The organism is Mycobacterium sp. NTMscope_MAC_269, from assembly GCF_976985695.1.
Genome location: NZ_OZ335668.1, coordinates 465,250 through 485,323, shown reverse-complemented (window position 1 = coordinate 485,323; position 20,074 = coordinate 465,250). Strand labels below are relative to the sequence as shown.

Genomic DNA, 20,074 nt, shown 5'->3' with positions numbered 1-20,074 from the left:
CGCCAAACGAAAAGATTCTGCCCATGCCCCCGGCGCGGTTCTAAACTTGCGCGATGAGAGTCGGCATCGACTTTGGCACCACCCACACCGTCGTCGCGGCCGTCGATCGCGGCAACTATCCCGTCGTCTCCTTCGACGGCGCGGACGCGTGGCCGTCGATCATCGCGGCCAATGCCGCCGGGGAGTTGCGCTTCGGCACCGACGCCGCCGCCGTCCGGCACGAGCCGGGGTGGTCGGTGCTGCGCTCGTTCAAACGTCTGCTCAACGACGCCGGCCCGCAGACCGCGGTCACCCTGGCCGGACGTGACTACCGCCTCACCGATCTGCTCGCCGGATTTCTGGCCCAGCTGAGAACCGACCTGCAGCGCCACTCCAACGCCACCCTGTCCCCCGGCGAACCGATCGAAGCCGCGATCAGCGTGCCGGCCAACGCCTCGAGCGCCCAGCGCCTCCTGACGCTGGATGCCTACGTGGCCGCGGGTTTCCGCGTCGTCGCCCTGCTCAACGAGCCGTCGGCGGCCAGCCTCGAATACGCCCACCGGTACCGCTCCACGATCACCGCCAAACGCGAACACGTCCTCATCTACGACCTGGGCGGCGGCACGTTCGACGCCTCGCTGCTGAAGATGACCGGGCACGCGAACGAGGTCGTCATCAGCGAGGGCATCCAGCGCCTCGGCGGTGACGACTTCGACGAGGCGATCGTCGAGCTGGTGCTGGCCGGCGCCGGCCTGCCCGCCCTCGACGCCGCCACCCGCGACCTGCTGGCCGAGGAATGCGCCGCCCGCAAGGAGGCCGTCGGCCCGCAGACGCGCCGTTTCCTGGTAGACCTGTCCCCGCTCGATCGGCCTCCGTTCTCCTGCCCCATCGACGACGTCTACGCCGTGTGTGCGCCGCTGGTCGTTCAGACGATGGAGCTGCTCGACCGGGTCCTGCGTGACCCGGCGCACGACCGCAGGGACGTGGATCTCTCGGAGGTGGCGGGCATTTACGTCGTCGGGGGCACCGGCGGTTTCCCGCTGGTGTCGCGGATGCTGCGCAACACCTTCGGCGAGAAGCGAGTCAAGCGCTCGCCGCACCCCTTCGCCGCCACGGCCATCGGCCTGGCGGTCTTCCTAGACAAGGAATCGGGTTTCGCGCTCTCCGAAAGCTTTTCGCGGAACTTCGGCGTCTTCCGTGAGGCCGAAGCCGGCGCCGGGGTCGTCTTCGATCCGATCGTGTGCAAGGACGTCTCGCTCCCCGACGACGGCCGATCCCCGCTGGTGGTCAAGCGCAGATACCGCGCGGCGCACAACATCGGGCATTTCCGATTCCTCGAGTGCAGCCGCCTGGTCGACGGGCGCCCCGACGGCGACGTCACGCCGTATGACCCGGTGCTGTTTCCGTTCGACCCGGCGCTCTACGGCCGGGACGACCTCGGGCGTCAGCCGGTCGGCCGCTGGGCGGAGGGGCGCGACGGCCCGGATGTCGAGGAGCGCTACGTCATCGCCCCCAGCGGGGCGGTGGAAGTGACCCTGACGACGCAGCCGGCCGGGTTCGAGCGCACCTTCCGCCTTCAGCGGTGCGCGTCGGCGAGTCGATGAGCATGAGCCACCCCGGCATGCAGCTGTACGACGTGATGCGAACGACGTTCGCCGCAAGGGAATTCACCGACGATCCGCTGCCCGACGAGGTGCTGGAGCTTATCTTCGACAACGCCCGATTCGCGCCAAGCGGGGGCAACCGGCAGGGCGCCCACGTCACCGTGGTGCGCGACGCGGCGGTTCGGCGCAGGCTGGCCGAACTCGGGATACCCGCCGCGCGCCGCTACTTCGCGCAACTGCAGGCGGGTGAAAAGCCCTGGAATTCAATCCATCCCAGCGAGCTGCCGCGAGAGGTCATCGACGATACGGAGATCCCCGACACGTTCGTCGCACCGATCGCGAAAGCGCCCGTGGTTCTTGTCGTCTCGGTGGATCTGACCGTCGTCGCCGCCGTTGACCAGAATCTGGACCGCGTGGGCATCGCCGGCGGGGCGTCGGTCTATCCCTTGATCTGGAACATCTTGCTCGCCGCGCGAAGCGAGGGCTACGGCGGCACCATCACGACAATGGCCATCGCGGCCGAGGACGAGGTCCGCGCACTGCTGGGGATCCCCGCGTTGCATGCGGTGGCCGCGGTGATACCGCTCGGCAAACCGGTGCGGCAGCTCAGCACGTTGCGGCGACGGCCGGTCGCGGAGTTCATCACCCGTGATCGATTCGACGGCCCGGCCTTCGGCACGTAAGCGGCCGCCAAAGCCGATAGCGTCAGGCTATGACCGATTTCGATCTGGAGGATTTGTCGACCCCCGAACACGGTTACACCGTCGACGATCGGGATGACGATGACCCGGTCCTGCTCGACCGCGAGGGCAAGCACATCGAAACGTGGCGCGAGGGGTATCCCTACGAACACCGGATGGAACGCGACGAGTACGAGCGGCTGAAACGACGGTTGCAGATCGAGTTGCTGAAACTGCAGCAGCACGGCAAGCGCGTCGGCGCCAGGCACGTGATCGTGTTCGAGGGCCGCGACGCCGCCGGAAAGGGCCGGACCATACAGCGATTCATGGAGCACCTCAATCCGCGGAGCGCGCGGGTGGTGGCGTTGGAGAAGCCAACCGAACGCGAACAGACGCAGTGGTACTTCCAGCGCTACATCAGCCATCTGCCGTCCGGCGGCGAGATCGTGTTGTTCGACCGCTCGTGGTACAACCGCGCCGGGGTGGAAAAGGTGATGGGATTCTGCACCCCGGACCAATACGCCGAATTCATGGAGCAGGCACCGGTCTTCGAACAGATGCTGGTCGACAACGGGATAAATCTGACCAAGTTCTGGTTTTCGGTCTCACCGGCCGAACAGCGCACCCGGTTCGCCATACGGCTGGTCGACCCGGTGCGGCAGTGGAAGTTTTCGCCGATGGACATCGCGTCGGTGAAAAGATGGGATGACTACACCGCGGCGAAAGAAGCGATGTTCGACGCGACCGACACCGACATCGCCCCCTGGACCGTGGTCCGAAGCAACGACAAGAAACGCGCCCGGATCAACGCCATGCGCTACGTGCTCGCCAATGTCGACTACGACGACAAAGACCACGGGGTCGTCGGTGAGCCCGACCCGCTGATCGTCGGCCGGGCGCTGACCGACTGACCGAGGCGAATGGAGACAATCTGATGTCCACATGGCTCATCACCGGGTGTTCGACCGGGCTCGGTCGCGCGCTCGCCGAGGCTGTCATCGGGGCCGGCCACAACGCCGTCGTCACCGCACGTGACGCGGCCGCGGTCGCCGACCTGACCGAGGCGGCGCCCGACCGGGTACTCGCCGTCGCCCTGGACGTCACCCAACCCGCTCAGGTCGCGGCGGCGGTGCAGCGGGCGCGGGAACGGTTCGCCCATATCGACGTGCTGGTCAACAACGCCGGTTACGGCTATCGCGCCGCGGTCGAGGAAGGCGACGACGCCGACGTCCGCACGTTGTTCGAGACGCATTTCTTCGGCAGCGTCGCCATGATCAAGGCCGTGCTGCCGGACATGCGGGCGCGCCGTAGCGGCGCGATCGTGAACATCTCCTCGATCGGTGCGCAGCTGACCCCGGTGGGGTCCGGCTACTACGCGGCGGCCAAGGCCGCGATCGAAGGCATGAGCGGGGCGCTTCGGGGAGAGCTTGCGCCGCTGGGCATTTCGGTGACGATCGTCGAGCCCGGCGCCTTCCGCACCGACTTCGCCGGGCGCTCGCTGGTCCAGTCGGCGACCGTCATCGACGACTACGCCGCGACCGCCGGGCGGCGTCGCAAGGAGAACGACACCATGCACGGCAATCAGCCCGGGGATCCCGCCAAGGGCGGCGACGCGATCATCGCGGCCGTCGAATCGCCGGAGCCCCCGGCATTTCTGCTGCTTGGTCCCGACGCCCTGGCGGCCTATCACTACGCCGCCGACGCGCGGTCCGACGAGATCGAGAAGTGGGAAAGACTCACCAGCAGCACCGATTTCGACTGAGGCCTAGCCGCGCAACTCGGGCAACACGCCCTGCTCCCATGCCGCGAAGAACCCGTCCATGTCGGGGCCGATCTGCTGCACGTAGATCTCGTCGATGTCGGCGTCGATGTACTGGCGCACCTGCGCGATGTGCTTCTCGGCGTCCGGACCGCAGGCGACGCTCTCGGCGACCGTCTCCGGCGGCACCAGCGACATGAGGGCGGCGAAATCCTTGGGGCGGGGCAGGATCTGGGAGGTCTGGCCCCCCAGCCCCTCGTTGCCCCACAACCGGTGCGCCGTCTTCAGCGCCGCATCGGCGTCTTGATCCCAGCAGACCTTCGTTCCCGCCTGTACCGGCTTGTCGTCGCCGCCGGCCGCGCGGAATTGCTTGACCAGCTCGGCCTCCGGCATCGCCAGGACATACCCGTCGCCGATGCGCCCGGCCAGCTCGGCGCCCTGCGGACCAAAACCGGAGACGTAGATCGGCACCGGCTGCTCCGGGCGGGTGTAGATCCGCGCCTCCTGCACCGTGTAGTGCTTGCCGTGGTGGCTTACCTCCTCACCCCGGTGCAGCAGCCGAATGACCTCGACCGCCTCCTCCAGCATTTCCTGGCGTACACCGACGGACGGCCACGGATCGCCGAGAATGTGTTCATTGAGCGCCTCGCCGCTGCCCACCCCGAGCACAAAGCGACCATCCAGTTGCACCGCGGCGGTCGCCGAGGCGTGCGCGATGATCGCCGGGTGGGTGCGCACGGTCGGGCATGTGACGGCGGTGCTGACGGGCAGCGACGTCGCCTCCGACACCGCACCGATCACTCCCCAGACGAACGGGCTCTGGCCCTGCTCGTCGTTCCAGGGATGGAAATGGTCGGAGATCCACAGTGCGTCGAAGCCGGCGTTCTCGGCCCGCTTGGCCTGGTCGACCAGCTCTTTTGGGCCGAATTGCTCGCAGGAAAGGAAATATCCGATCGTGGTCATGGCGCCCGGCTACCCGCTCAGCCCCCGCTTATGCACGCCGACGCGTGGCGGCGTGCATAGCGCTGGTGGCCTTCGCCCTTGGGGTTGGCGTGCCGCATGTGGCCGCGGTGTCGGGCCGCCCAGCCGGGCGCCGCGAGAACAGCTTCGCCAATTTGGAGAAGGTGGTTCTCCACACCCGAGAGACGAATTACGATCGCTGGTGACCTGAGGCCGCCCACGACGATCGGAGTCCGCCATCGACGCCTGGATTCTCGACGCGGTACGCACGCCCCGCGGGCGCGGCCGTCCCGACGGCGGACTGCACGCCGTTCACCCGCAGGCCCTGCTCGCCCGCTGCCTCACCGCGCTGGCCGATCGGACCGGCTTCGACCCGGTCGACGTCGATGACGTGATCGCCGGCAACGGCATCCTCGGCGGGGACCACGGCGACGACATCGCCCGCCTGTCCGTCCTGTTGGCGGGCTGGCCGGAGACCGTGCCGGGGATGACGTTGAACCGGTTCTGCGGCTCGGGCCAGCAGGCTGTCACCGTTGCGGCGTCGAGCATCGCCGCCGGTAGCGAGGATTTGGTGATCGCCGGCGGCGTCGAGTCGATGTCGCGGTGGGGGGTGACGGCCGGAGTCCCGACCATCGACGGCAACAATCCCGGTCTTCGCGCGGTGTACCCGACCGTCCCGCAAGGCATTTCGGCCGATCTAATCGCCACGCTGGAGGGATTCACACGCGATATCGTCGACGCCTACGCCGCGCAGAGCCAGAGCCGCGCCGCCGTGGCCATCGAGGAGCACCGCTTCGATCGTTCCCTGGTCGACGTGGCCATACCCGGCGGCCGCGTGGAACGCGACGAGCATCCCCGCCCGGGCACCACCGTCGAGACGCTGTCGCGGCTCAAGCCGGCCTTCGAGGCGATGGGGGCCGCGTGCACCGACGGCGAGCAACGCACGTTCGACGAGATCTGCCTCGAGCGTTACCCCACCATCGACCACATCGATCACGTGCACCACGCGGGCAATTCCTCCGGCGTGGTCGACGGCGCCGCCGCCGTGCTTCTCGCCTCCGCCAATTGGATGCACACCCATCGGGTGACACCGCGGGCGCAGATCCGGGCGACCGCGGCCATCGGCGGCGAACCGATCATCATGCTCACCGCGCCCGGCCCCGCGGCGCAGCGGTGCCTGGACCGCGCCGGCATGACCGTGGCCGACATCGATCTCTGGGAGATCAACGAAGCCTTCGCCGCGGTGCCGCTCAAGACGATCCGCGATCTCGGCATCGAGCCCGACGTCGTCAACGTCAACGGCGGCGCGATCGCGCTCGGTCACCCGATCGGCGCCACCGGCGCCATGCTGATCGGCACAGTTCTCGACGAGCTTGAACGTCGTGATCTGACAACGGGACTGGTGACCATGTGCACGGGTGGCGGGATGGGCACGGCAACGATCATCGAGCGGGTGTGACCGTGCCGACCACGCTGGAGCTCGACCGGCCCGGTGACGGTGTCGCCGTTCTGCGTCTGAACCGCCCGCAGCGGCTCAACGCCATCAACGAGACTATGCAGACCGAATTGCGCTCTGTTCTCGGCAAATTGGCTGTCGACGCCGCGGTGCGCGCCGTGGTGCTGACCGGCGCCGGACGCGGATTTTGCGCGGGAATCGACGTGCGCGACTTCGGGCCATCGATGCTCGAGGCGAGCGCGCCGGCACTGGAGCGGATGCGCTTCCAGGAAAGGATGGCCGCGCTCGCCGAGGCGGTGCGCGCCTTGCCGCAGCCCGTCATCGCCGCGGTCAACGGGCCCTGTGTCGGTGCGGGCCTCGCGCTATGCCTGGCCGCGGACATCCGAATCTGCTCGGCCACCGCATCTTTCGGCAACGCCGCCATCCTGCTGGGGCTTTCGGGCGCCGAGATGGGCATGAGCTATCACCTGCCGCGCATCGTCGGCACCAGCGTGGCCGCCGATTGGATGCTCACCGGCCGCACGGTGACGGCCGCCGAAGCCGACCGGCGGGGGCTGGTCAGCGAGGTCGTCGAACCGGATGGCCTGGCGGGCCGCGCGGTGGAGTTGGCCTCGTTGATCGCGGGCCACGCGCCGCTCGGAGCCCAACTGACCAAGCGCGCCCTGCAGGTCAACACCGACGCCGCGAGCTTCGAGTCGGCGCTGGAACTGGAGAACCGCAACCAGGTGATCACCCACGCGACCGACGAGGCGGCCGAACGCCGCAAGAAGTGGTCTTCATGAGCGGACCCCTGCGCGGCGTCCGCATCGTCATGATGGGCGGGCTAGGCCCCGCACCGTTTTGCGGAATGCTGTTGGGCGACTTGGGCGCCGAGGTCATCCGCATCGACGCGCTGAGCGGTGTCGACGGACCGCTCCCGATCGACTACGCGGTCCGCCGCGGCCAGCGGTCAGTGGCCGTCGACGTGAAGGATCCCCGCGGCCAGAACTTGGTTCACCGCCTGGCCGACGACGCCGACGCGTTCGTCGACGTGTACCGCCCGGGAGTGGCCGAGCGCCTGGGCATCGGGCCGGACACGCTGACCCAGCGCAACCCGCGCCTGGTCTATGCTCGCATGACCGGGTACGGGCAAGACGGCCCGCTCGCCTCTCACGCCGGCCATGACATCAACTACCTGGCCCTCACCGGCGCGTTGCACGCCATCGGCCCCGCCGGATCGCCGGTGCCGCCGCTGAATCTGATCGGCGACTACGGCGGCGGCGGAATGCTTTTGGCGGTCGGGCTGCTCAGCGCGATCCTCGAGGCCCGTGCGTCCGGTACGGGTCAGGTACTCGATGTCGCAATGGTCGACGGCGTGGCGGCGCTGCTGGCTCCCTACTTCGGGATGCTGCCGGCCGGCACCTGGCGTGACCAACGCGAAGCCAACCTGCTCGACGGCGGCGCGCACTTCTACGGGGTCTACGCCACGGCCGACGGCGGTCACTTCGCCGTCGGCGCCATGGAGCCGAAGTTCTACGCTGAACTCTGCGACCGCCTCGGCGTCACCGTGCCCCATGACGACGACGCGCCGGCCGCCTGGGCCGCGCATCGCGCCACGCTGGCCGCCCGTTTCGCCGAGAAACCCCGCGACGAGTGGGAGCGCATCCTCGACGCGCCAGGATGCTGTGCAACACCGGTGCTTTCGCTGACCGAGGTGCCACGGCATCCGCACCACGTCGCCCGGCAGGCCTTCGTCGAACTCGACGGCGTCACCCAGCACTCGCCGGTGCCACGCTTTTCGCGGACCCGTCCGGCTGCGCCGGCAGCCCCGTCGTTGCCGGGTGACCACACGCACGCGCTGCTGCGCGAAGCGGGGTTGGACGCGCACACCATCGCCGAACTCGTCGACTCCGGCGTGGTGGCACAGAGCAACAGGAGGCGCTAAATGTCGTGGGACTTCTCCACCGACCCGCAGTGGGCGCGGCAACTGGAATGGGTCGAAGAGTTCGTCCGAAAGGAATGTGAGCCGATCGACCTGATCGTCAAGGAGTCTCACGACCTGGGCGATCCGGTGCGCCAGGCGCTGATCCCGCCGCTACAGAAGATCGTCAAGGAACGCGGGCTGTGGGCCACCCACCTCGGTCCGCACCTCGGCGGCCCGGGCTACGGGCAGGTGAAGCTGGCGCTGCTCAACGAGATTCTCGGGCGCTCGGAATGCGCGCCGATCGTCTTCGGCTCGCAGGCGCCCGACTCCGGCAACAGCGAGATCCTCGCGCACTACGGCACACCCGAGCTCAAGGAGCGCTACCTCGAGCCGCTGCTGGACAACCGCATCATCTCGTGCTTCTCGATGACCGAGCCGCAGGGCGGCGCGGACCCGAAGGTGTTTCGCACCACCGCGGTGCAAGACGGTGATCACTGGGTCATCAACGGGGAGAAGTGGTTCTCGTCGTTCGCCTCCATGGCGTCGTTCCTCATCGTGATGGCGATGACCGACCCCGAGGCCCCGCCCTACGAGCGCTATTCGATGTTCGTCGTTCCCGGCGACACCCCCGGCATCAACGTGCTGCGCGACGTGGGACTGGGCTACCAGCCCACCGGCGGCGGGCGCGAGGGTTATGTCCGTTACGAAAACGTGCGCGTGCCAGCCGATCACATGCTGGGCCCGCGCGGTGGGGCCTTCGTCGTCGCGCAGACCAGGCTGGGCGGCGGGCGGATTCACCATGCGATGCGCACGGTGGGCCTGGTCCGCCGCATCTTCGACATGATCTGCGAGCGGGCGGCGTCGCGCTACACCCAGGGTGAGGTCCTGGCCAACAAGCAACTCGTGCAGGAGATGGTCGCCGACTCGTGGATGGAGATCGAGGCATTTCGGCTGCTGACCCTGCAAACCGCTTGGAAGATCGACCAATTCAACGACTACAAGGCCGTCCGGGCCGACATCTCGGCGGTCAAGGCGATGATGCAGAAGGTGCTGCACGACGTGTCCTCACGGGCGCTGCAGCTGCACGGGTCGCTGGGCACCACCCACGAGATGCCCTTCGTCCAGTACCTGGTGGAGTCGTTCGTGCTCGGGCTGGCCGACGGCCCGACCGAAGTGCACAAGGTGACACTGGCGCGGCTGTTGCTCAAGGACCGCGAGCCCGCCCCCGACCTTTTTCCTTCCGAGCATTTGCTGCGCCTGCGCGCGGCCGCGGAGGCGAAGTTCGCCGACAAGCTCGCCGGCATCCCCCGCGGCTAAACCGATTTCGTGACGCCGACGTAGGACAGCACCACGTCGGAGAGGTCGGTCACCCGGGTCAGCACCGCATACGAGCGGATGAACGACTGGCCCACACAGCCGTCGATCTTCACGTGGAAATTGCTGATCATCACCCAGGGATTGGCGCCCTTGAACTGCTTCTTGATCACCGGCACCACGATCACCAGGCCGGGCTTGAGTCCCACGCTCATCACGCCGTTGATGGGCGTCGAAACGAACGGCAGCAGGGGCGGCAGCGTGCCCGTGGCGTCGAAGGTGGGGCTGACGCCGGGGATGATGCCGGCGCCGCCCTCCATGATCACCCCGTTGGAGGTGCTCATGTCGATCCCACAGCCGATCTGATAGCCCACCTCCAAAACGCCATGGGCCTCTTCGGGTCCCCGGAGCGAGCCGACGAAGATGCCACTGGACATGTATTCGCGCGACGAGATGGCGGTGGTCAGCGGGGCCACCGGAACCTGCATCTCGTCCTTTGCGCCCAACCCCAGGGTCCAGCCGTCCGGGGTGTTCAGGATCGCGGGAGGGTTCGAGGGGACCGCCGCTCCGGCCGGCGGCGCCGCATCGGGAGGGGCGGGGCCCAGTTGGGGTTCGGAATCCGCCGAGGGCGCCGCGATCACCGACATTGCGAGGCAAACGGCGATGGCCACCGCACGACGAACGACGCTGGCTACCGGCCTCACGGGCGAAACCGTACTCAGGGTCCAGTTCGGCGAGTGAAATTTGCTGGCCGGCAATCCACATTCGTTGTTCGTTCGTGACTGTTATGCAATGTAGAATCGGCAATAGCGTTTCGATAATCTCCCTATCCCTCGGATTACGGAGAGGTGGCGATGATTTCTCGCAGGTGTGCTCGCCTACTGGTCGCGGGTTCGATGGCCGTTGCGGCGTTGACCGGCGGCGCCGGGACGGCGCTCGCAAATCCGGACGCCGGCCAGCAGCCCGACATTCCGGCGATCGACGAATGGCCGATACAGTTCCCCACCACGTTGACCAACCCCGTCGACGATGACGAAAACGGCCTGTCGACCAGCGGCAGCGGTGTCGGAATGGTGTGTGAGAACCTTTCGGCCCACTGCGGCTGATCGGCTGTCGCGTCAGTCCACCATCGTCCGGGCGCGCGCCAGCAACCTCGGCAAAGTTGCCGCCATGGCTTCCAATTCGGCCCGCGGCGATCGCCTTCGGCGGTTGTGCTTGACGATCAGCGACCACGTCGCCACCGATTTGTAGCACGCCAACGCAGTGAACCAGCCCAAATCCGCGACCTCGCGCCCTAATTCGCACCGGTAGAGCTCGGCGAGTTCGGCGGCCGGCGGCGGCGCCGTCCCCTCCGGGACCGTGACCCTGCGGTAGGTGTCCGGGTCGCAGTTGATCAAAAACCAGCCCAAGTCGATGCGCGGATCGCCGATCGACCAGATCTCCCAATCGATGACGGCGTTGACGCGCGTCCCCGAGGCGAGCAGATTGCCCAGCCGGAAGTCACCATGTACGACGCCCGGCGCCATCGCTCTTGGCGCGCAAGACAATAGGGCGTCGCGGACGTTCGGCCAGCCGGGGGCCAGGGCCGCATCGACGGTGCGCAGCGTGTCCGACCAGCGGTGAACCTCGGCGACCGGGTCGACGACCGGTTCAGAGCCCAGCCCGAGCTCCGTCGGCGAAAGGCGGTGTAGCGCAGCCATAATCCGGCACGCATTTCGGTACCGGTCAGTCACGCCACCGACGGGCGAGCACCCGTCGAAGAGCGGTTCGACACACTCGCCGTCGACGAGGGACATGACATACAGCGGGGGCGTGTCCGGCGGATCTCCCGGGTCCTCCCACAGCACGTCGGGAACCGGGACACGGGTCGCGGCAAGGGCTTTGAGGATGATCGCCTGGCGCAGCACGTCGCGGTGCGCGACCGGTTCGACGCCCGGCGGAGCGACCTTGATCACCACCCGCCGGCCACCCAGGCCGCCTTCGAACGTCAGGCTGGAGGCGCCCCCGGACAGCGGGACGACGTCGGTGACGCCCGCACCGGCGAGGCGGCCGCGCAGTTCGTCCAGATCGAGCTCGGCTCTGCTCATTCAGCCGACGTGCCGGTTCTCGTCCAGCCGACTTCGGCGAGGAAGGGCTGCGTGTGGGCGATGCGCCCGGTCAGGGTCTTGGGGTCGCCGGTGCACAACCGGAACGCGGTTTCGGTGATCAGGGCGATGTCTTCGGTGTCGGTCTTGGCCAGGTCGAGGCTGCCGGCGCCGGGCGTGGCGACCGGGTTGGACGGGGCGGCGGCGTTGACGGCGATCCCGTCCTCGTACAGTTCCGCCGCAAGGCTTTTCGTCAACCGATTGAGCGCGGCCTTGGCCGTCCCGTAGATGCCGAAGCCCGCGGTCCGATCGAACTCGGCGAACGGCGGCCCGGGCGGTAGGTCGCCGCCCACCGAGGTGAGGTTCAGGATCCAGCCGCGGCCGCGCTCGCGCATCGCGGGAATCGCCAGCTGGCACAGATGCAGGGGGCCGAGGACGTGCATCTCCATCATCAGCCGGGCGCGCCGCTCCGGGAAGCCGTCGAGGGGACGCAAAAAGGTCACGGCGGCGTTGTTCACCAGGATGTCCGGCGCGCCAACGGCGCCGGACACCTCGGCGAAGAGCCGTTCCCGGTCCTCGGCCTGGGACAGATCCGCTTGGACCGCAATGGCTTTCCCGCCTGCGCCGACGATCTCGTCGCGCGTTTGGCTCAGCGAGCCCTGGTATTTGGGATCCGGATCCATCGTGCGCGCGGTCAGCGCCACGGTGGCCCCGCGTTCGGCGAGCCGCGCGGCAATCGCCTTGCCCAGGCCCCGGCTGCTTCCGGTGACCAGAGCCACCATCCCGTCGCAGCGCTGCACGCTCATCGTCGACCTCCTCCGGAGCCCGAGCCGCCCATCGTCGGAAACGGCTTCTCCGTATCAGAGAATGCCATTATCGCCCGTTGAGGGGAAGCCTCCGCCCGCGCAGCGCGTCGATCGAGTGCGCGCCCGCGCCGGTGAAGACCAGCAGCAAGAACGCGAAGCAGAAGAGGATCGACAGCGCTCCGCCGTTGCCCCCCGGCGGATCGGCGACGGGCCACAGGCCCATGGGTTGATGGATCCAGAAGTAGGCGACCGCCATTTCCCCCGAGGCGATGAACGCGGCGGCGCGCGTGCACAGTCCGGCGGCGATGAGCAGGCCCGCGACGATCTCGATGAGCCCGGCCCACCAACCGGGCCACGACCCGAACTCGACGACAACCGGCGAGCGGACGGGCCAATCGAACAGACTCCTCGACCCGTAGGCGGCAAAGAGCAGACCGTAGACGAGGCGAAACACGCTGAGTACGGCCGGAGCGTGACGGGTCAGCCGGCGGTCGAGACCGTTCTTCACGGTCCACACGCTACGGTCGCGGTCCAGTCCAGCAGTCGCCGCCACAGCCGGCGCCTGCTGGACGCCATGTTGTGGCAGTGCGCGCTGTCGGCCAGCACCACGGTGGTGATGTCGGGGCAACTCCGGTACAGGGCCGCCTCCGCGCGGGGGTCCGGTGACACGTCGACGGCGCCGAAACCCACGAGCACCGGGACATCGATGCGCGCCGCGTGCTCGGCCACGACGCCGGGGATCATCGCCGTGCCGAACACCCGCGGCACGACCGACTTGGCGGTCACGGCGTCGGCCGCGACGACGGCGGCGGGAACGTCGGCGAGGTGAAACCAGCTCTGCAGGTGTTCCCGAGGGCCCTCGAAATACGGCTGGGGCAGGGCGGAAAGGATGTCTCGGGCGAGTTCGGCGCGGCCTTGCGGGGACCCGGCGCGGGCGATGAATGCCGCGTCCAGGTTCAGCGGCGCGACGTGCTGATTGGTGCACCCGAGAATCGCCATGCCGGAGTAGCTACCGAACAGCGCTTGCTGGGTGAGGGCGAGGTACCCGCCCAGCGAATGCGCCACGGCCACCGGCGGCGCCTGGGTGCCGATGGCATCCGGCAGGGCGGCCACGGCACAGGCCAGCGCGGCGGCGATGTCGGTAAAACCGAAATCGCGAACCGGTTGTGAGCTTTCGCCGGTGCCCAAGGGATCGATCGTCACGACCGCGTAGCCGCCCTCGGAGGCGAATTCGGCGAAGCTGTAGCCGTCATGGCCGGGGATGTCGAGGTCCCAGTACTCGCGGCTGTAGGTGCCCCCCGGCAAGCAGACGAGCAGCGCGGTCGCCGCGCTTGCGCGCGCGGGGTAATAGGTCGCCGCGAGCGCTGCTCGTTCGCCGATCGCGTCACTGACGTCGAGGCTCAACACGTGAGCGGGAAACGCCATCGCACGCAACCCCTTTCCGAACCCACGCCGCGCCAGGGTGATCAGTCTGTCAGGTTCGCCGTCGCCGCGGCTAGCGTTGTCGGGCATGTTGACCTACGCGTACCTGCTCGGCGCGATCTTCGCGGAAGTGGTGGCGACCAGCCTGCTCAAGAGCACCGAAGGTTTCTCCCGACTCTGGCCGACCGTGGTCTGCCTGGTCGGTTACGCCATCTCCTTCGCGCTGTTGGCGGCGTCGATTTCGCGCGGCATGCAAACCGACGTCGCCTACGCGTTGTGGTCGGCCATCGGCACGGCCCTCATCGTGTTGATCGCCGTGCTGTTCTTGGGTTCGCCGATATCGATGACCAAGGTCGTCGGCGTCGGTCTGATCATCGCCGGTGTGGTCACGCTCAATTTGAGTGGCGCCCACTGAACCCAGCAGCCAGGATCGACCCAACGACTCGTGGCAGGAGAAATGTGACCCTTCGATTCCGCGGCCTGGTCCTGGTCCCGTTGACCATGGCGCTGGCAATGCTGCTAGCGCCGTGCGCCTGGGCCGACGCCTACACCGACGAGCTGGTGGCCAGGTTCAACGCCGAGACGCACGTGGTGACCGACCCCGGCGCGAGGCCGCCGCTGGCAAACGTCGACGAGCTGAACCGGCAAATCCTCGCCGGCCCGTGGACGTGGACCGCGCAACCGCCGGTTTGGGTGGCTGCGGTGGCACCCGGCAACAGCGGTGTGACCACGGCGGATGCCGTCCATGGCGCCATGTCGGCGCGGGAACCGAAATTCAGCGGGGTCATCGTCGTCATCGACTCACACGGCTACCACGTCCGCGCCTACCAGGTGCCCAAGGTCATCGCGGACAGCGTCGATGAATTGATGAGCCAGTCGGCCACCGAGCACGGGCCCGACCCGTACGCGACGACCAGTGCGTTCGTCGGCAAGCTGGTCGGACTCAACGTCCCCGCCGACGCGTCGCCGGTGGCCACCTCCCCCGTCGCCCACGAGAGGCACGACGACTGGGCCTGGCTGAAGGTGACGCTGGTCATTTCCGGCCTCGCCCTGGCGATGGCCGGGCTGCTCTGGTTCGTCGTGCGCCGAAATCGCAAGCACCGCAAGGCCCATCGATAAGTGAGGTTTTCCGAATGAGTACGGACAAGATCAATCGCGGCATCCTTGTCGTCATGGTGCTGATCGGGGCGATCGCCTACGGCCTGCTGTACAGCCACGCCTCGACCATCTTCAAGCTGCTCGTGCCGCTGGCCCTGCTCTTCCTGCTGGGATTGGTCGTCCGCGACGTGATCAAGGACCGCGACTCCGGAAAGCATTGACGCAGCCCCGCACCCGCACTGGCTGAGGTAGCGTTCTCGAAAATGAGTTCAGCTTTATACGGCCTACTGACCGCAGTTTCCCTCGCGCTGGCATTGATCGTGGCGGCCGTCGCCGCCGTGCACGTAAATCGCTTGGAGCGCCGAACGACCACTCCGATCAGCGAGGAAATCGGGAGCGCCAAAGCGGTTCTGCACAAAGTGCGTAAAGGCGAACCGATGTCGCAGGACGAGGTGGACTACGCGAAGCAAGTGGTTGCCGATCGCGGTTCGTTGATGACCCTGTGCATCCCCGGCGCGCTGTTCCTGTTGAGCTGCTTTTTCGTCTTCGGCAGCCTCTATCACCTGCACGGAGCGACGCCTTCCGAGCGGACATTCCTGGGCGTGATCCCCATGCTGACCTCGACGAACCTGGCCATTCAGATTCGCCGCAGCGCGCGCGTGCGGCGGCGGCTCAAGAAAGTGGCCTGACCCAGGCGGCACCGGGCATGCGGCGCCGTGACGGGCGGCCGGGTTGCGGTGTTCGGAGCCTTTGCACCATGATGTGTCAATTGAGCACATGACCGTCTACTATTTGACGGGCACGAGGGTGAGGGCGGAGGGCACGAACTCGATGTCCGGACCGGGTCGCGAGAGGTGATCGAATGAGCCCTCGTTCAGTCGGCAGGACTGCCCTGGCGCGGATCTGGATGCCGTTGGTCGCCGTCGTCGCGATCGGCGTGGGTCTGCTGTGCATGTACAAGGTGCATCAATTCTCCGAACCGGAGCCGGTCATCACCGTCAATGGCCCCCAGGCGCCCGAGGAGTTCAATCTCAAACGGATCACCTATGAGGTGTTCGGCTCCGCCGGGCAAGGCGGAAAACTCGTCTACGTCGACATCGACGGCCATCCGCACGAGGTTGATATCACGACGCTGCCCTGGTCCCACACGGAGACCACCACGCTCACCGTGGCGTCCGGCAGCATCTCGGTGCACGTCCATGGCGGTCACGTGGGGTGCCGCATGTTGGTGGACGGCGTTATCCGCGACGAACAATCGGGCGAACATCAGGACGCCGACGTCCAGTGCAGGGTGAAGTCGGCATGACCGAGCATCGCCTCGACGGCCCCCGAGTCAAACGGCCCTTCATCCCCAGAATGGTCCGCGCCCTTGCGATTCCGATCATCTTCTTCTGGGGCCTTCTCGCGGTCACCACGAATACCTTTATGCCCCAAGTGGAACGAGTCGCAGAAGAGCTCGCCGGGCCGATGGTCCCGCACTACGCGCCCTCGCAGCGGGCGCTGCTGCACATCGGCGAGAAGTTCCACGAGTCCAACTCGACGAACTTGACCATGGTCGTGTTCGAGGCGAACCGGCGACTGGGCGACCAGGATCACCGGTACTACGACGATTTGATGCGCCGCCTGCAGAACGACACCAAGCACGTGCAATACGTAATGGATTTGTGGGGCAAGCCGTTCACCGCGGCCGGGGCGCAAAGCGTCGACGGCGAGTGCACCTATGTGCTCCTTCGTCTCGCCGGCGACATCGGCCAGATTCAGGCCAACCAGTCCGTGGACGCCGTCCGCGACATCATCAAGAAGGACACGCCGCCGCCCGGTCTCAAGGTGTACGTCAGCGGCGCGGCCCCCTTGGCCTCCGACACCCTCGCGATCGCCAATGCCAGCCTGAACAACGTCACGATCGTCACGATCATCCTGATCGTCGTGATGCTGCTGTTGGTGTACCGCACTCCGTCGACCCTGCTGGTGCCCTTGCTTGGCGTGCTCATCGAAATGCTTGTCGCCAAGGGCGTTGTCTCGACGCTGGGGCATTACGGTTACATCGAGCTGTCGTCGTTCGCGGTGAACATCGTGATCGCGCTGACCCTGGGTGCGGGGACGGACTACGGCATCTTCTTGATGGGCCGATATCACGAGGCGCGCCAGGCCGGCGAAAGCCGGGAGGACAGTTTTTACATCGCCTATAAGGGCGTGGCGCCCATCATCATCGGGTCCGGGCTGACGATCGCCGGCGCCTGCTACTGCCTGACCTTCGCGCGGCTCAACTACTTCCACACCATGGGCCCGGCCGTCGCGATCACCATGCTGTTCACCATCGCCGCGGCGATGACGCTGGGTCCGGCGGTGTTGACCGTCGGCAGCCTGTTCGGGATGTTCGACCCGAGAACCAACGTCCACGGGCGTCTGTACCGGCGCATCGGTGCGAGCGTGGTGCGCTGGCCGGTGCCGATCCTGGTGGCCAGTTCCGCCGTCGTCATGCTCGGCGCGATCTTCGTGCCGAGCTACCGGCAGAACTACGACGACCGCCAGTACCAACCCGCCGGTGCGCCCGCGAATCTCGGCTTCCAGGCCGCGGATCGGCACTTTCACAAGAGCAAGCTGTTCTCCGAGATGCTGATGGTCGAGACCGATCACGACATGCGCAACTCGGCGGACTTCATCTCGCTGGACCGGGTCGCCAGGGCGCTGATCCGGCTGCACGGGGTCGCGATGGTGCAAGGCATGACGCGGCCCTTGGGCCGCGCACTCGAGCACGCCAGCATTCCCTACCTGTTCACCACGCAGGGCAGCGGCAACGGCCAACAGCTCCCGTTCAACAGGGAGCAGAACTCCAACACCGATGCGCAGGCGGAGATCCAGGCGCACTCCGTCGCGGTCTTGCGCAAGGAGATCGGCTTCTTCCAGAAAGTCTCCGACGAATTACACCAGACGGTACTCACCGTCGAGGACCTGAAACGCGTCAGCAACGAGATGAACGAGGAAGTCTCGAACCTCGACGATTTCTTCCGCCCGATCAAGAGCTACTTCTATTGGGAGAAGCACTGTTTCGACATCCCCATCTGTTGGGCGTTCCGGTCGTTGTGGGACACCATCGACCACATCGACCACCTGGCCGAAGATATCGACAGGGCAGAAGTTTCCCTCGCCGAAGTGGACAAGGCCTTCCCGCAGATCATCTCCCAACTGAAGGCCACCGCCGACGACACCGAGGCACTGCAGTTGAAGTTGGTCAACAGTTACGGCTCGGCGGATCTGCAGTCCATCCAAACCGACCAGACGTTCGACGACCTGATCAACGTCGGCAACGACTTCGACAAGTCCCGCAGCGATGACTTTTTCTATATCCCGCACGAGGCTTTCGACAACGAGGACCTCAAAGCCGGTATGAAGCTGATGATGTCGCCGGACGGCAAGGCTGCCCGCTTCATCGTGACCCACGAGGGCGACGCGATGGGCCCCGAAGGGGTGGAGCATGTCGAACAATTCCCGGACGCGATAAAGACGCTCCTCAAAGAGACGTCGCTGGCCGGCGCCCGGGTCTACATCGGCGGCTCGGGTTCCAACGACAAGGACATCAAGCAGTACGCGATGTCGGACCTGCTGATCGCGGCGATCGCGGCGTTCGTGCTGATCTTCTTGATCATGATGTTCATCACGCGAAGTCTGGTGGCGGCGTTGGTGATTCCCGGCACCGTTGCGTTCTCGTACGCCGGCGCGTTCGGCCTGTCCATACTCTTCTGGCAGCACCTTGTCGGCCTGCACCTGCACTGGCTGGTCCTACCGCTGACGTTCATCATCCTGGTGGCCGTCGGGTCGGACTACAACCTGCTGCTGATCAACAGGGTCAAAGAGGAACTGCACGGCGGCATTCACACCGGTCTCATCCGGGCGCTCGGCAGCACGGGTGGCGTGGTGACGTCCGCGGGTTTGGTGTTCGCGTTCACCATGCTGGCCATGCTCACCAGCGATCTGCGAACCATCGGTCAGGTGGGTTCCACCGTGTGCATCGGCCTGCTGCTCGACACGCTGATCGTGCGTTCGTTCGTCGTGCCCTGCATCCTGCGCATCCTCGGACCGTGGTTCTGGTGGCCGACACTGGTGCGTACCCGCCCGTCGCCCCCGACACGAGAGGCCCAAATCGCATGAGCGACAACGACACACCTCTTTCCGGCCGAGTCGCCTTCGTCACCGGCGCCGCACGCGGTCAGGGCCGCTCGCATTGCGTGCGGTTGGCCCGGGCCGGCGCCGACATCGTCGCCATCGACGCCTGCGGTCCGGTGGCGGCGCACAACGGCTACCCTGCCTCGACGCCGGAGGACCTGGCCGAAACGACGCGATTGGTGGAGAGCGAAGGCCGCAAGATGTTGGCCGAGCAGGTCGACGTCCGCGACGCCGCGGGGCAACAGCGCGTCGTCGACGACGCGATCACCCAATTCGGCCGGCTGGACATCGTCGTCGCCAACGCCGGCGTGCTGAACTGGGGCCGGCTCTGGGAGATCTCGGCGCAGCAATGGCAGGACGTCCTCGACGTCAACCTGACCGGCGTGTGGAACACCATCAAAGCCACTGTGCCCGCGATGATTCAGGCGGGCAACGGCGGCTCGATCATCACCATCAGCTCGGCCGCGGGCGTGAAGGCCGTGCCGGGGTGCGGTCATTACTGCGCCAGCAAGTTCGGCGTGGTCGGAATGACCAACTCGCTGGCGGTCGAGCTCGGCGGATACGGCATCCGGGTGAACTCGGTGCACCCGTACGGCACCGACACCCCGATGGGAAACGACCCCTCCATGTGGCAACTCTTCGCCGACCACCAGACCTACATTCACAGCTTCTCCCCCGGCGCGCTGCCCACCGACTCACTTGCCGACCCGGACCTCGTCTCCGACATCGTCTTGTGGCTCGCCGGCGACGCGTCCTCGCTCGTGACCGCCGCGCAGATCCCCGCCGACAAGGGCTACCTGAAAATCTGATAAGAGGCACCTCGGCGGGGACGGGCATAATCGTGT

At 66.9% G+C, this 20,074-nt stretch carries 21 protein-coding genes and 1 pseudogene; 16 read left to right on the top strand and 6 right to left on the bottom strand.

Features of this window, described 5'->3' with window-relative positions:
• The first annotated feature begins 53 nt into the window (after positions 1-53).
• The 4 genes from ACZ50Z_RS02385 to ACZ50Z_RS02370 are packed head-to-tail and all read left to right on the top strand — an operon-like array spanning position 54 to position 4,025.
• A complete protein-coding gene (locus ACZ50Z_RS02385) occupies positions 54-1,583 on the top strand; it encodes an Hsp70 family protein (RefSeq protein WP_464482103.1) in 1,530 nt (509 codons plus the stop codon).
• A gap of 17 nt (positions 1,584-1,600) precedes the next feature.
• Positions 1,601-2,266, top strand: a complete 666-nt coding sequence (locus tag ACZ50Z_RS02380) for a nitroreductase family protein (protein ID WP_464486056.1) — start codon at positions 1,601-1,603, stop codon at positions 2,264-2,266.
• 29 nt (positions 2,267-2,295) lie between these two features.
• Positions 2,296-3,174, top strand: a complete 879-nt coding sequence (ppk2, locus tag ACZ50Z_RS02375; RefSeq protein WP_464482102.1) for a polyphosphate kinase 2 — start codon at positions 2,296-2,298, stop codon at positions 3,172-3,174.
• A 23-nt stretch (positions 3,175-3,197) separates the two neighbouring features.
• Positions 3,198-4,025 carry an oxidoreductase gene (locus tag ACZ50Z_RS02370; RefSeq protein ID WP_464482101.1) on the top strand — a complete coding sequence of 276 codons (828 nt, stop codon included), beginning with the start codon at positions 3,198-3,200 and terminating at the stop codon, positions 4,023-4,025.
• A gap of 3 nt (positions 4,026-4,028) precedes the next feature.
• On the opposite strand, the gene ACZ50Z_RS02365 is transcribed toward ACZ50Z_RS02370, so the two are convergent.
• A complete protein-coding gene (locus tag ACZ50Z_RS02365) occupies positions 4,029-4,985 on the bottom strand; it encodes an LLM class F420-dependent oxidoreductase (RefSeq protein WP_464482100.1) in 957 nt (318 codons plus the stop codon).
• A 247-nt stretch (positions 4,986-5,232) separates the two neighbouring features.
• On the opposite strand from ACZ50Z_RS02365, the gene ACZ50Z_RS02360 reads away from it, so the two are divergent.
• From ACZ50Z_RS02360 to ACZ50Z_RS02345, 4 genes are read left to right on the top strand one after another with little or no spacing between them, the layout of a single operon-like run.
• Positions 5,233-6,441 (top strand): acetyl-CoA C-acetyltransferase, encoded by a 1,209-nt coding sequence (locus tag ACZ50Z_RS02360; protein WP_464486055.1) that lies wholly within the window; start codon positions 5,233-5,235, stop codon positions 6,439-6,441.
• Complete coding sequence (locus tag ACZ50Z_RS02355; protein WP_464482099.1) at positions 6,438-7,220, top strand: enoyl-CoA hydratase/isomerase family protein; 783 nt, start codon at positions 6,438-6,440, stop codon at positions 7,218-7,220. Before ACZ50Z_RS02360 ends, ACZ50Z_RS02355 begins: the two co-directional genes overlap by 4 nt.
• A complete protein-coding gene (locus tag ACZ50Z_RS02350) occupies positions 7,217-8,362 on the top strand; it encodes a CaiB/BaiF CoA transferase family protein (RefSeq protein WP_464482098.1) in 1,146 nt (381 codons plus the stop codon). The genes ACZ50Z_RS02355 and ACZ50Z_RS02350 overlap by 4 nt, the downstream gene beginning before the upstream one ends.
• Positions 8,363-9,658: an acyl-CoA dehydrogenase family protein gene (locus ACZ50Z_RS02345; protein WP_464482097.1), complete on the top strand. Its 1,296-nt coding sequence runs from the start codon at positions 8,363-8,365 to the stop codon at positions 9,656-9,658.
• On the opposite strand, the gene ACZ50Z_RS02340 is transcribed toward ACZ50Z_RS02345, so the two are convergent.
• Positions 9,655-10,302 carry an MspA family porin gene (locus tag ACZ50Z_RS02340; RefSeq protein ID WP_464486054.1) on the bottom strand — a complete coding sequence of 216 codons (648 nt, stop codon included), beginning with the start codon at positions 10,300-10,302 and terminating at the stop codon, positions 9,655-9,657. The genes ACZ50Z_RS02345 and ACZ50Z_RS02340 overlap by 4 nt on opposite strands.
• A gap of 207 nt (positions 10,303-10,509) precedes the next feature.
• Here ACZ50Z_RS02340 and ACZ50Z_RS02335 point away from each other — a divergent pair, with 207 nt between their 5' ends.
• Positions 10,510-10,761, top strand: coding sequence for a hypothetical protein (locus ACZ50Z_RS02335; protein ID WP_464482096.1), 252 nt, complete (start codon positions 10,510-10,512; stop codon positions 10,759-10,761).
• A 12-nt stretch (positions 10,762-10,773) separates the two neighbouring features.
• On the opposite strand, the gene ACZ50Z_RS02330 is transcribed toward ACZ50Z_RS02335, so the two are convergent.
• From ACZ50Z_RS02330 to ACZ50Z_RS02315, 4 genes are all read right to left on the bottom strand, one after another.
• Positions 10,774-11,742 (bottom strand): phosphotransferase family protein, encoded by a 969-nt coding sequence (locus tag ACZ50Z_RS02330; protein WP_464482095.1) that lies wholly within the window; start codon positions 11,740-11,742, stop codon positions 10,774-10,776.
• Positions 11,739-12,545 (bottom strand): SDR family NAD(P)-dependent oxidoreductase, encoded by an 807-nt coding sequence (locus ACZ50Z_RS02325; RefSeq protein WP_464482094.1) that lies wholly within the window; start codon positions 12,543-12,545, stop codon positions 11,739-11,741. Before ACZ50Z_RS02325 ends, ACZ50Z_RS02330 begins: the two co-directional genes overlap by 4 nt.
• 67 nt (positions 12,546-12,612) lie before the next feature.
• Entirely contained in the window at positions 12,613-13,053 is a 441-nt protein-coding gene (locus ACZ50Z_RS02320) for a DoxX family protein (RefSeq protein WP_464482093.1), read from the bottom strand.
• Entirely contained in the window at positions 13,050-14,057 is a 1,008-nt protein-coding gene (locus ACZ50Z_RS02315; protein ID WP_464482092.1) for an alpha/beta fold hydrolase, read from the bottom strand. Before ACZ50Z_RS02315 ends, ACZ50Z_RS02320 begins: the two co-directional genes overlap by 4 nt.
• A gap of 1 nt (position 14,058) precedes the next feature.
• Here ACZ50Z_RS02315 and ACZ50Z_RS02310 point away from each other — a divergent pair, with 1 nt between their 5' ends.
• From ACZ50Z_RS02310 to ACZ50Z_RS02280, 7 genes and pseudogenes are all read left to right on the top strand, one after another.
• A complete protein-coding gene (locus ACZ50Z_RS02310; RefSeq protein ID WP_464486053.1) occupies positions 14,059-14,382 on the top strand; it encodes a DMT family transporter in 324 nt (107 codons plus the stop codon).
• A 44-nt stretch (positions 14,383-14,426) separates the two neighbouring features.
• Positions 14,427-15,074: pseudogene (locus ACZ50Z_RS02305) on the top strand (hypothetical protein); the annotation flags it as partial.
• 26 nt (positions 15,075-15,100) lie between these two features.
• Positions 15,101-15,286 carry a hypothetical protein gene (locus ACZ50Z_RS02300; RefSeq protein ID WP_464482091.1) on the top strand — a complete coding sequence of 62 codons (186 nt, stop codon included), beginning with the start codon at positions 15,101-15,103 and terminating at the stop codon, positions 15,284-15,286.
• Positions 15,287-15,328: 42 nt separating this feature from the next.
• Positions 15,329-15,754, top strand: coding sequence for a hypothetical protein (locus tag ACZ50Z_RS02295; RefSeq protein ID WP_464482090.1), 426 nt, complete (start codon positions 15,329-15,331; stop codon positions 15,752-15,754).
• Between the two features lie 173 nt (positions 15,755-15,927).
• Positions 15,928-16,371, top strand: coding sequence for an MmpS family transport accessory protein (locus tag ACZ50Z_RS02290; RefSeq protein ID WP_464482089.1), 444 nt, complete (start codon positions 15,928-15,930; stop codon positions 16,369-16,371).
• The gene (locus tag ACZ50Z_RS02285; protein WP_464482088.1) at positions 16,368-19,214 is read left to right on the top strand and encodes an MMPL/RND family transporter; all 2,847 of its coding nucleotides are present in this window, start codon (positions 16,368-16,370) and stop codon (positions 19,212-19,214) included. The genes ACZ50Z_RS02290 and ACZ50Z_RS02285 overlap by 4 nt, the downstream gene beginning before the upstream one ends.
• On the top strand, positions 19,211-20,038 hold the full coding sequence (locus tag ACZ50Z_RS02280) for a mycofactocin-coupled SDR family oxidoreductase (RefSeq protein WP_464482087.1): 828 nt from the start codon (positions 19,211-19,213) through the stop codon (positions 20,036-20,038). The genes ACZ50Z_RS02285 and ACZ50Z_RS02280 overlap by 4 nt, the downstream gene beginning before the upstream one ends.
• The last annotated feature ends 36 nt before the right edge of the window (positions 20,039-20,074 follow it).

Excerpts from the sequence above, each read along its gene's own strand:
- ACZ50Z_RS02385 (WP_464482103.1), top strand. The coding sequence starts at position 54 with ATGAGAGTCGGCATCGACTTTGGCACCACCCACACCGTCGTCGCGGCC.
- ACZ50Z_RS02380 (WP_464486056.1), top strand. The coding sequence starts at position 1,601 with ATGCAGCTGTACGACGTGATGCGAACGACGTTCGCCGCAAGGGAATTC.
- ppk2 (WP_464482102.1), top strand. The coding sequence starts at position 2,296 with ATGACCGATTTCGATCTGGAGGATTTGTCGACCCCCGAACACGGTTAC.
- ACZ50Z_RS02370 (WP_464482101.1), top strand. The coding sequence starts at position 3,198 with ATGTCCACATGGCTCATCACCGGGTGTTCGACCGGGCTCGGTCGCGCG.
- ACZ50Z_RS02365 (WP_464482100.1), bottom strand. The coding sequence starts at position 4,985 with ATGACCACGATCGGATATTTCCTTTCCTGCGAGCAATTCGGCCCAAAA.
- ACZ50Z_RS02350 (WP_464482098.1), top strand. The coding sequence starts at position 7,217 with ATGAGCGGACCCCTGCGCGGCGTCCGCATCGTCATGATGGGCGGGCTA.
- ACZ50Z_RS02345 (WP_464482097.1), top strand. The coding sequence starts at position 8,363 with ATGTCGTGGGACTTCTCCACCGACCCGCAGTGGGCGCGGCAACTGGAA.
- ACZ50Z_RS02340 (WP_464486054.1), bottom strand. The coding sequence starts at position 10,302 with ATGTCGGTGATCGCGGCGCCCTCGGCGGATTCCGAACCCCAACTGGGC.
- ACZ50Z_RS02335 (WP_464482096.1), top strand. The coding sequence starts at position 10,510 with ATGATTTCTCGCAGGTGTGCTCGCCTACTGGTCGCGGGTTCGATGGCC.
- ACZ50Z_RS02330 (WP_464482095.1), bottom strand. The coding sequence starts at position 11,742 with ATGAGCAGAGCCGAGCTCGATCTGGACGAACTGCGCGGCCGCCTCGCC.
- ACZ50Z_RS02325 (WP_464482094.1), bottom strand. The coding sequence starts at position 12,545 with ATGAGCGTGCAGCGCTGCGACGGGATGGTGGCTCTGGTCACCGGAAGC.
- ACZ50Z_RS02315 (WP_464482092.1), bottom strand. The coding sequence starts at position 14,057 with ATGCCCGACAACGCTAGCCGCGGCGACGGCGAACCTGACAGACTGATC.
- ACZ50Z_RS02300 (WP_464482091.1), top strand. The coding sequence starts at position 15,101 with ATGAGTACGGACAAGATCAATCGCGGCATCCTTGTCGTCATGGTGCTG.
- ACZ50Z_RS02295 (WP_464482090.1), top strand. The coding sequence starts at position 15,329 with ATGAGTTCAGCTTTATACGGCCTACTGACCGCAGTTTCCCTCGCGCTG.
- ACZ50Z_RS02290 (WP_464482089.1), top strand. The coding sequence starts at position 15,928 with ATGAGCCCTCGTTCAGTCGGCAGGACTGCCCTGGCGCGGATCTGGATG.
- ACZ50Z_RS02285 (WP_464482088.1), top strand. The coding sequence starts at position 16,368 with ATGACCGAGCATCGCCTCGACGGCCCCCGAGTCAAACGGCCCTTCATC.
- ACZ50Z_RS02280 (WP_464482087.1), top strand. The coding sequence starts at position 19,211 with ATGAGCGACAACGACACACCTCTTTCCGGCCGAGTCGCCTTCGTCACC.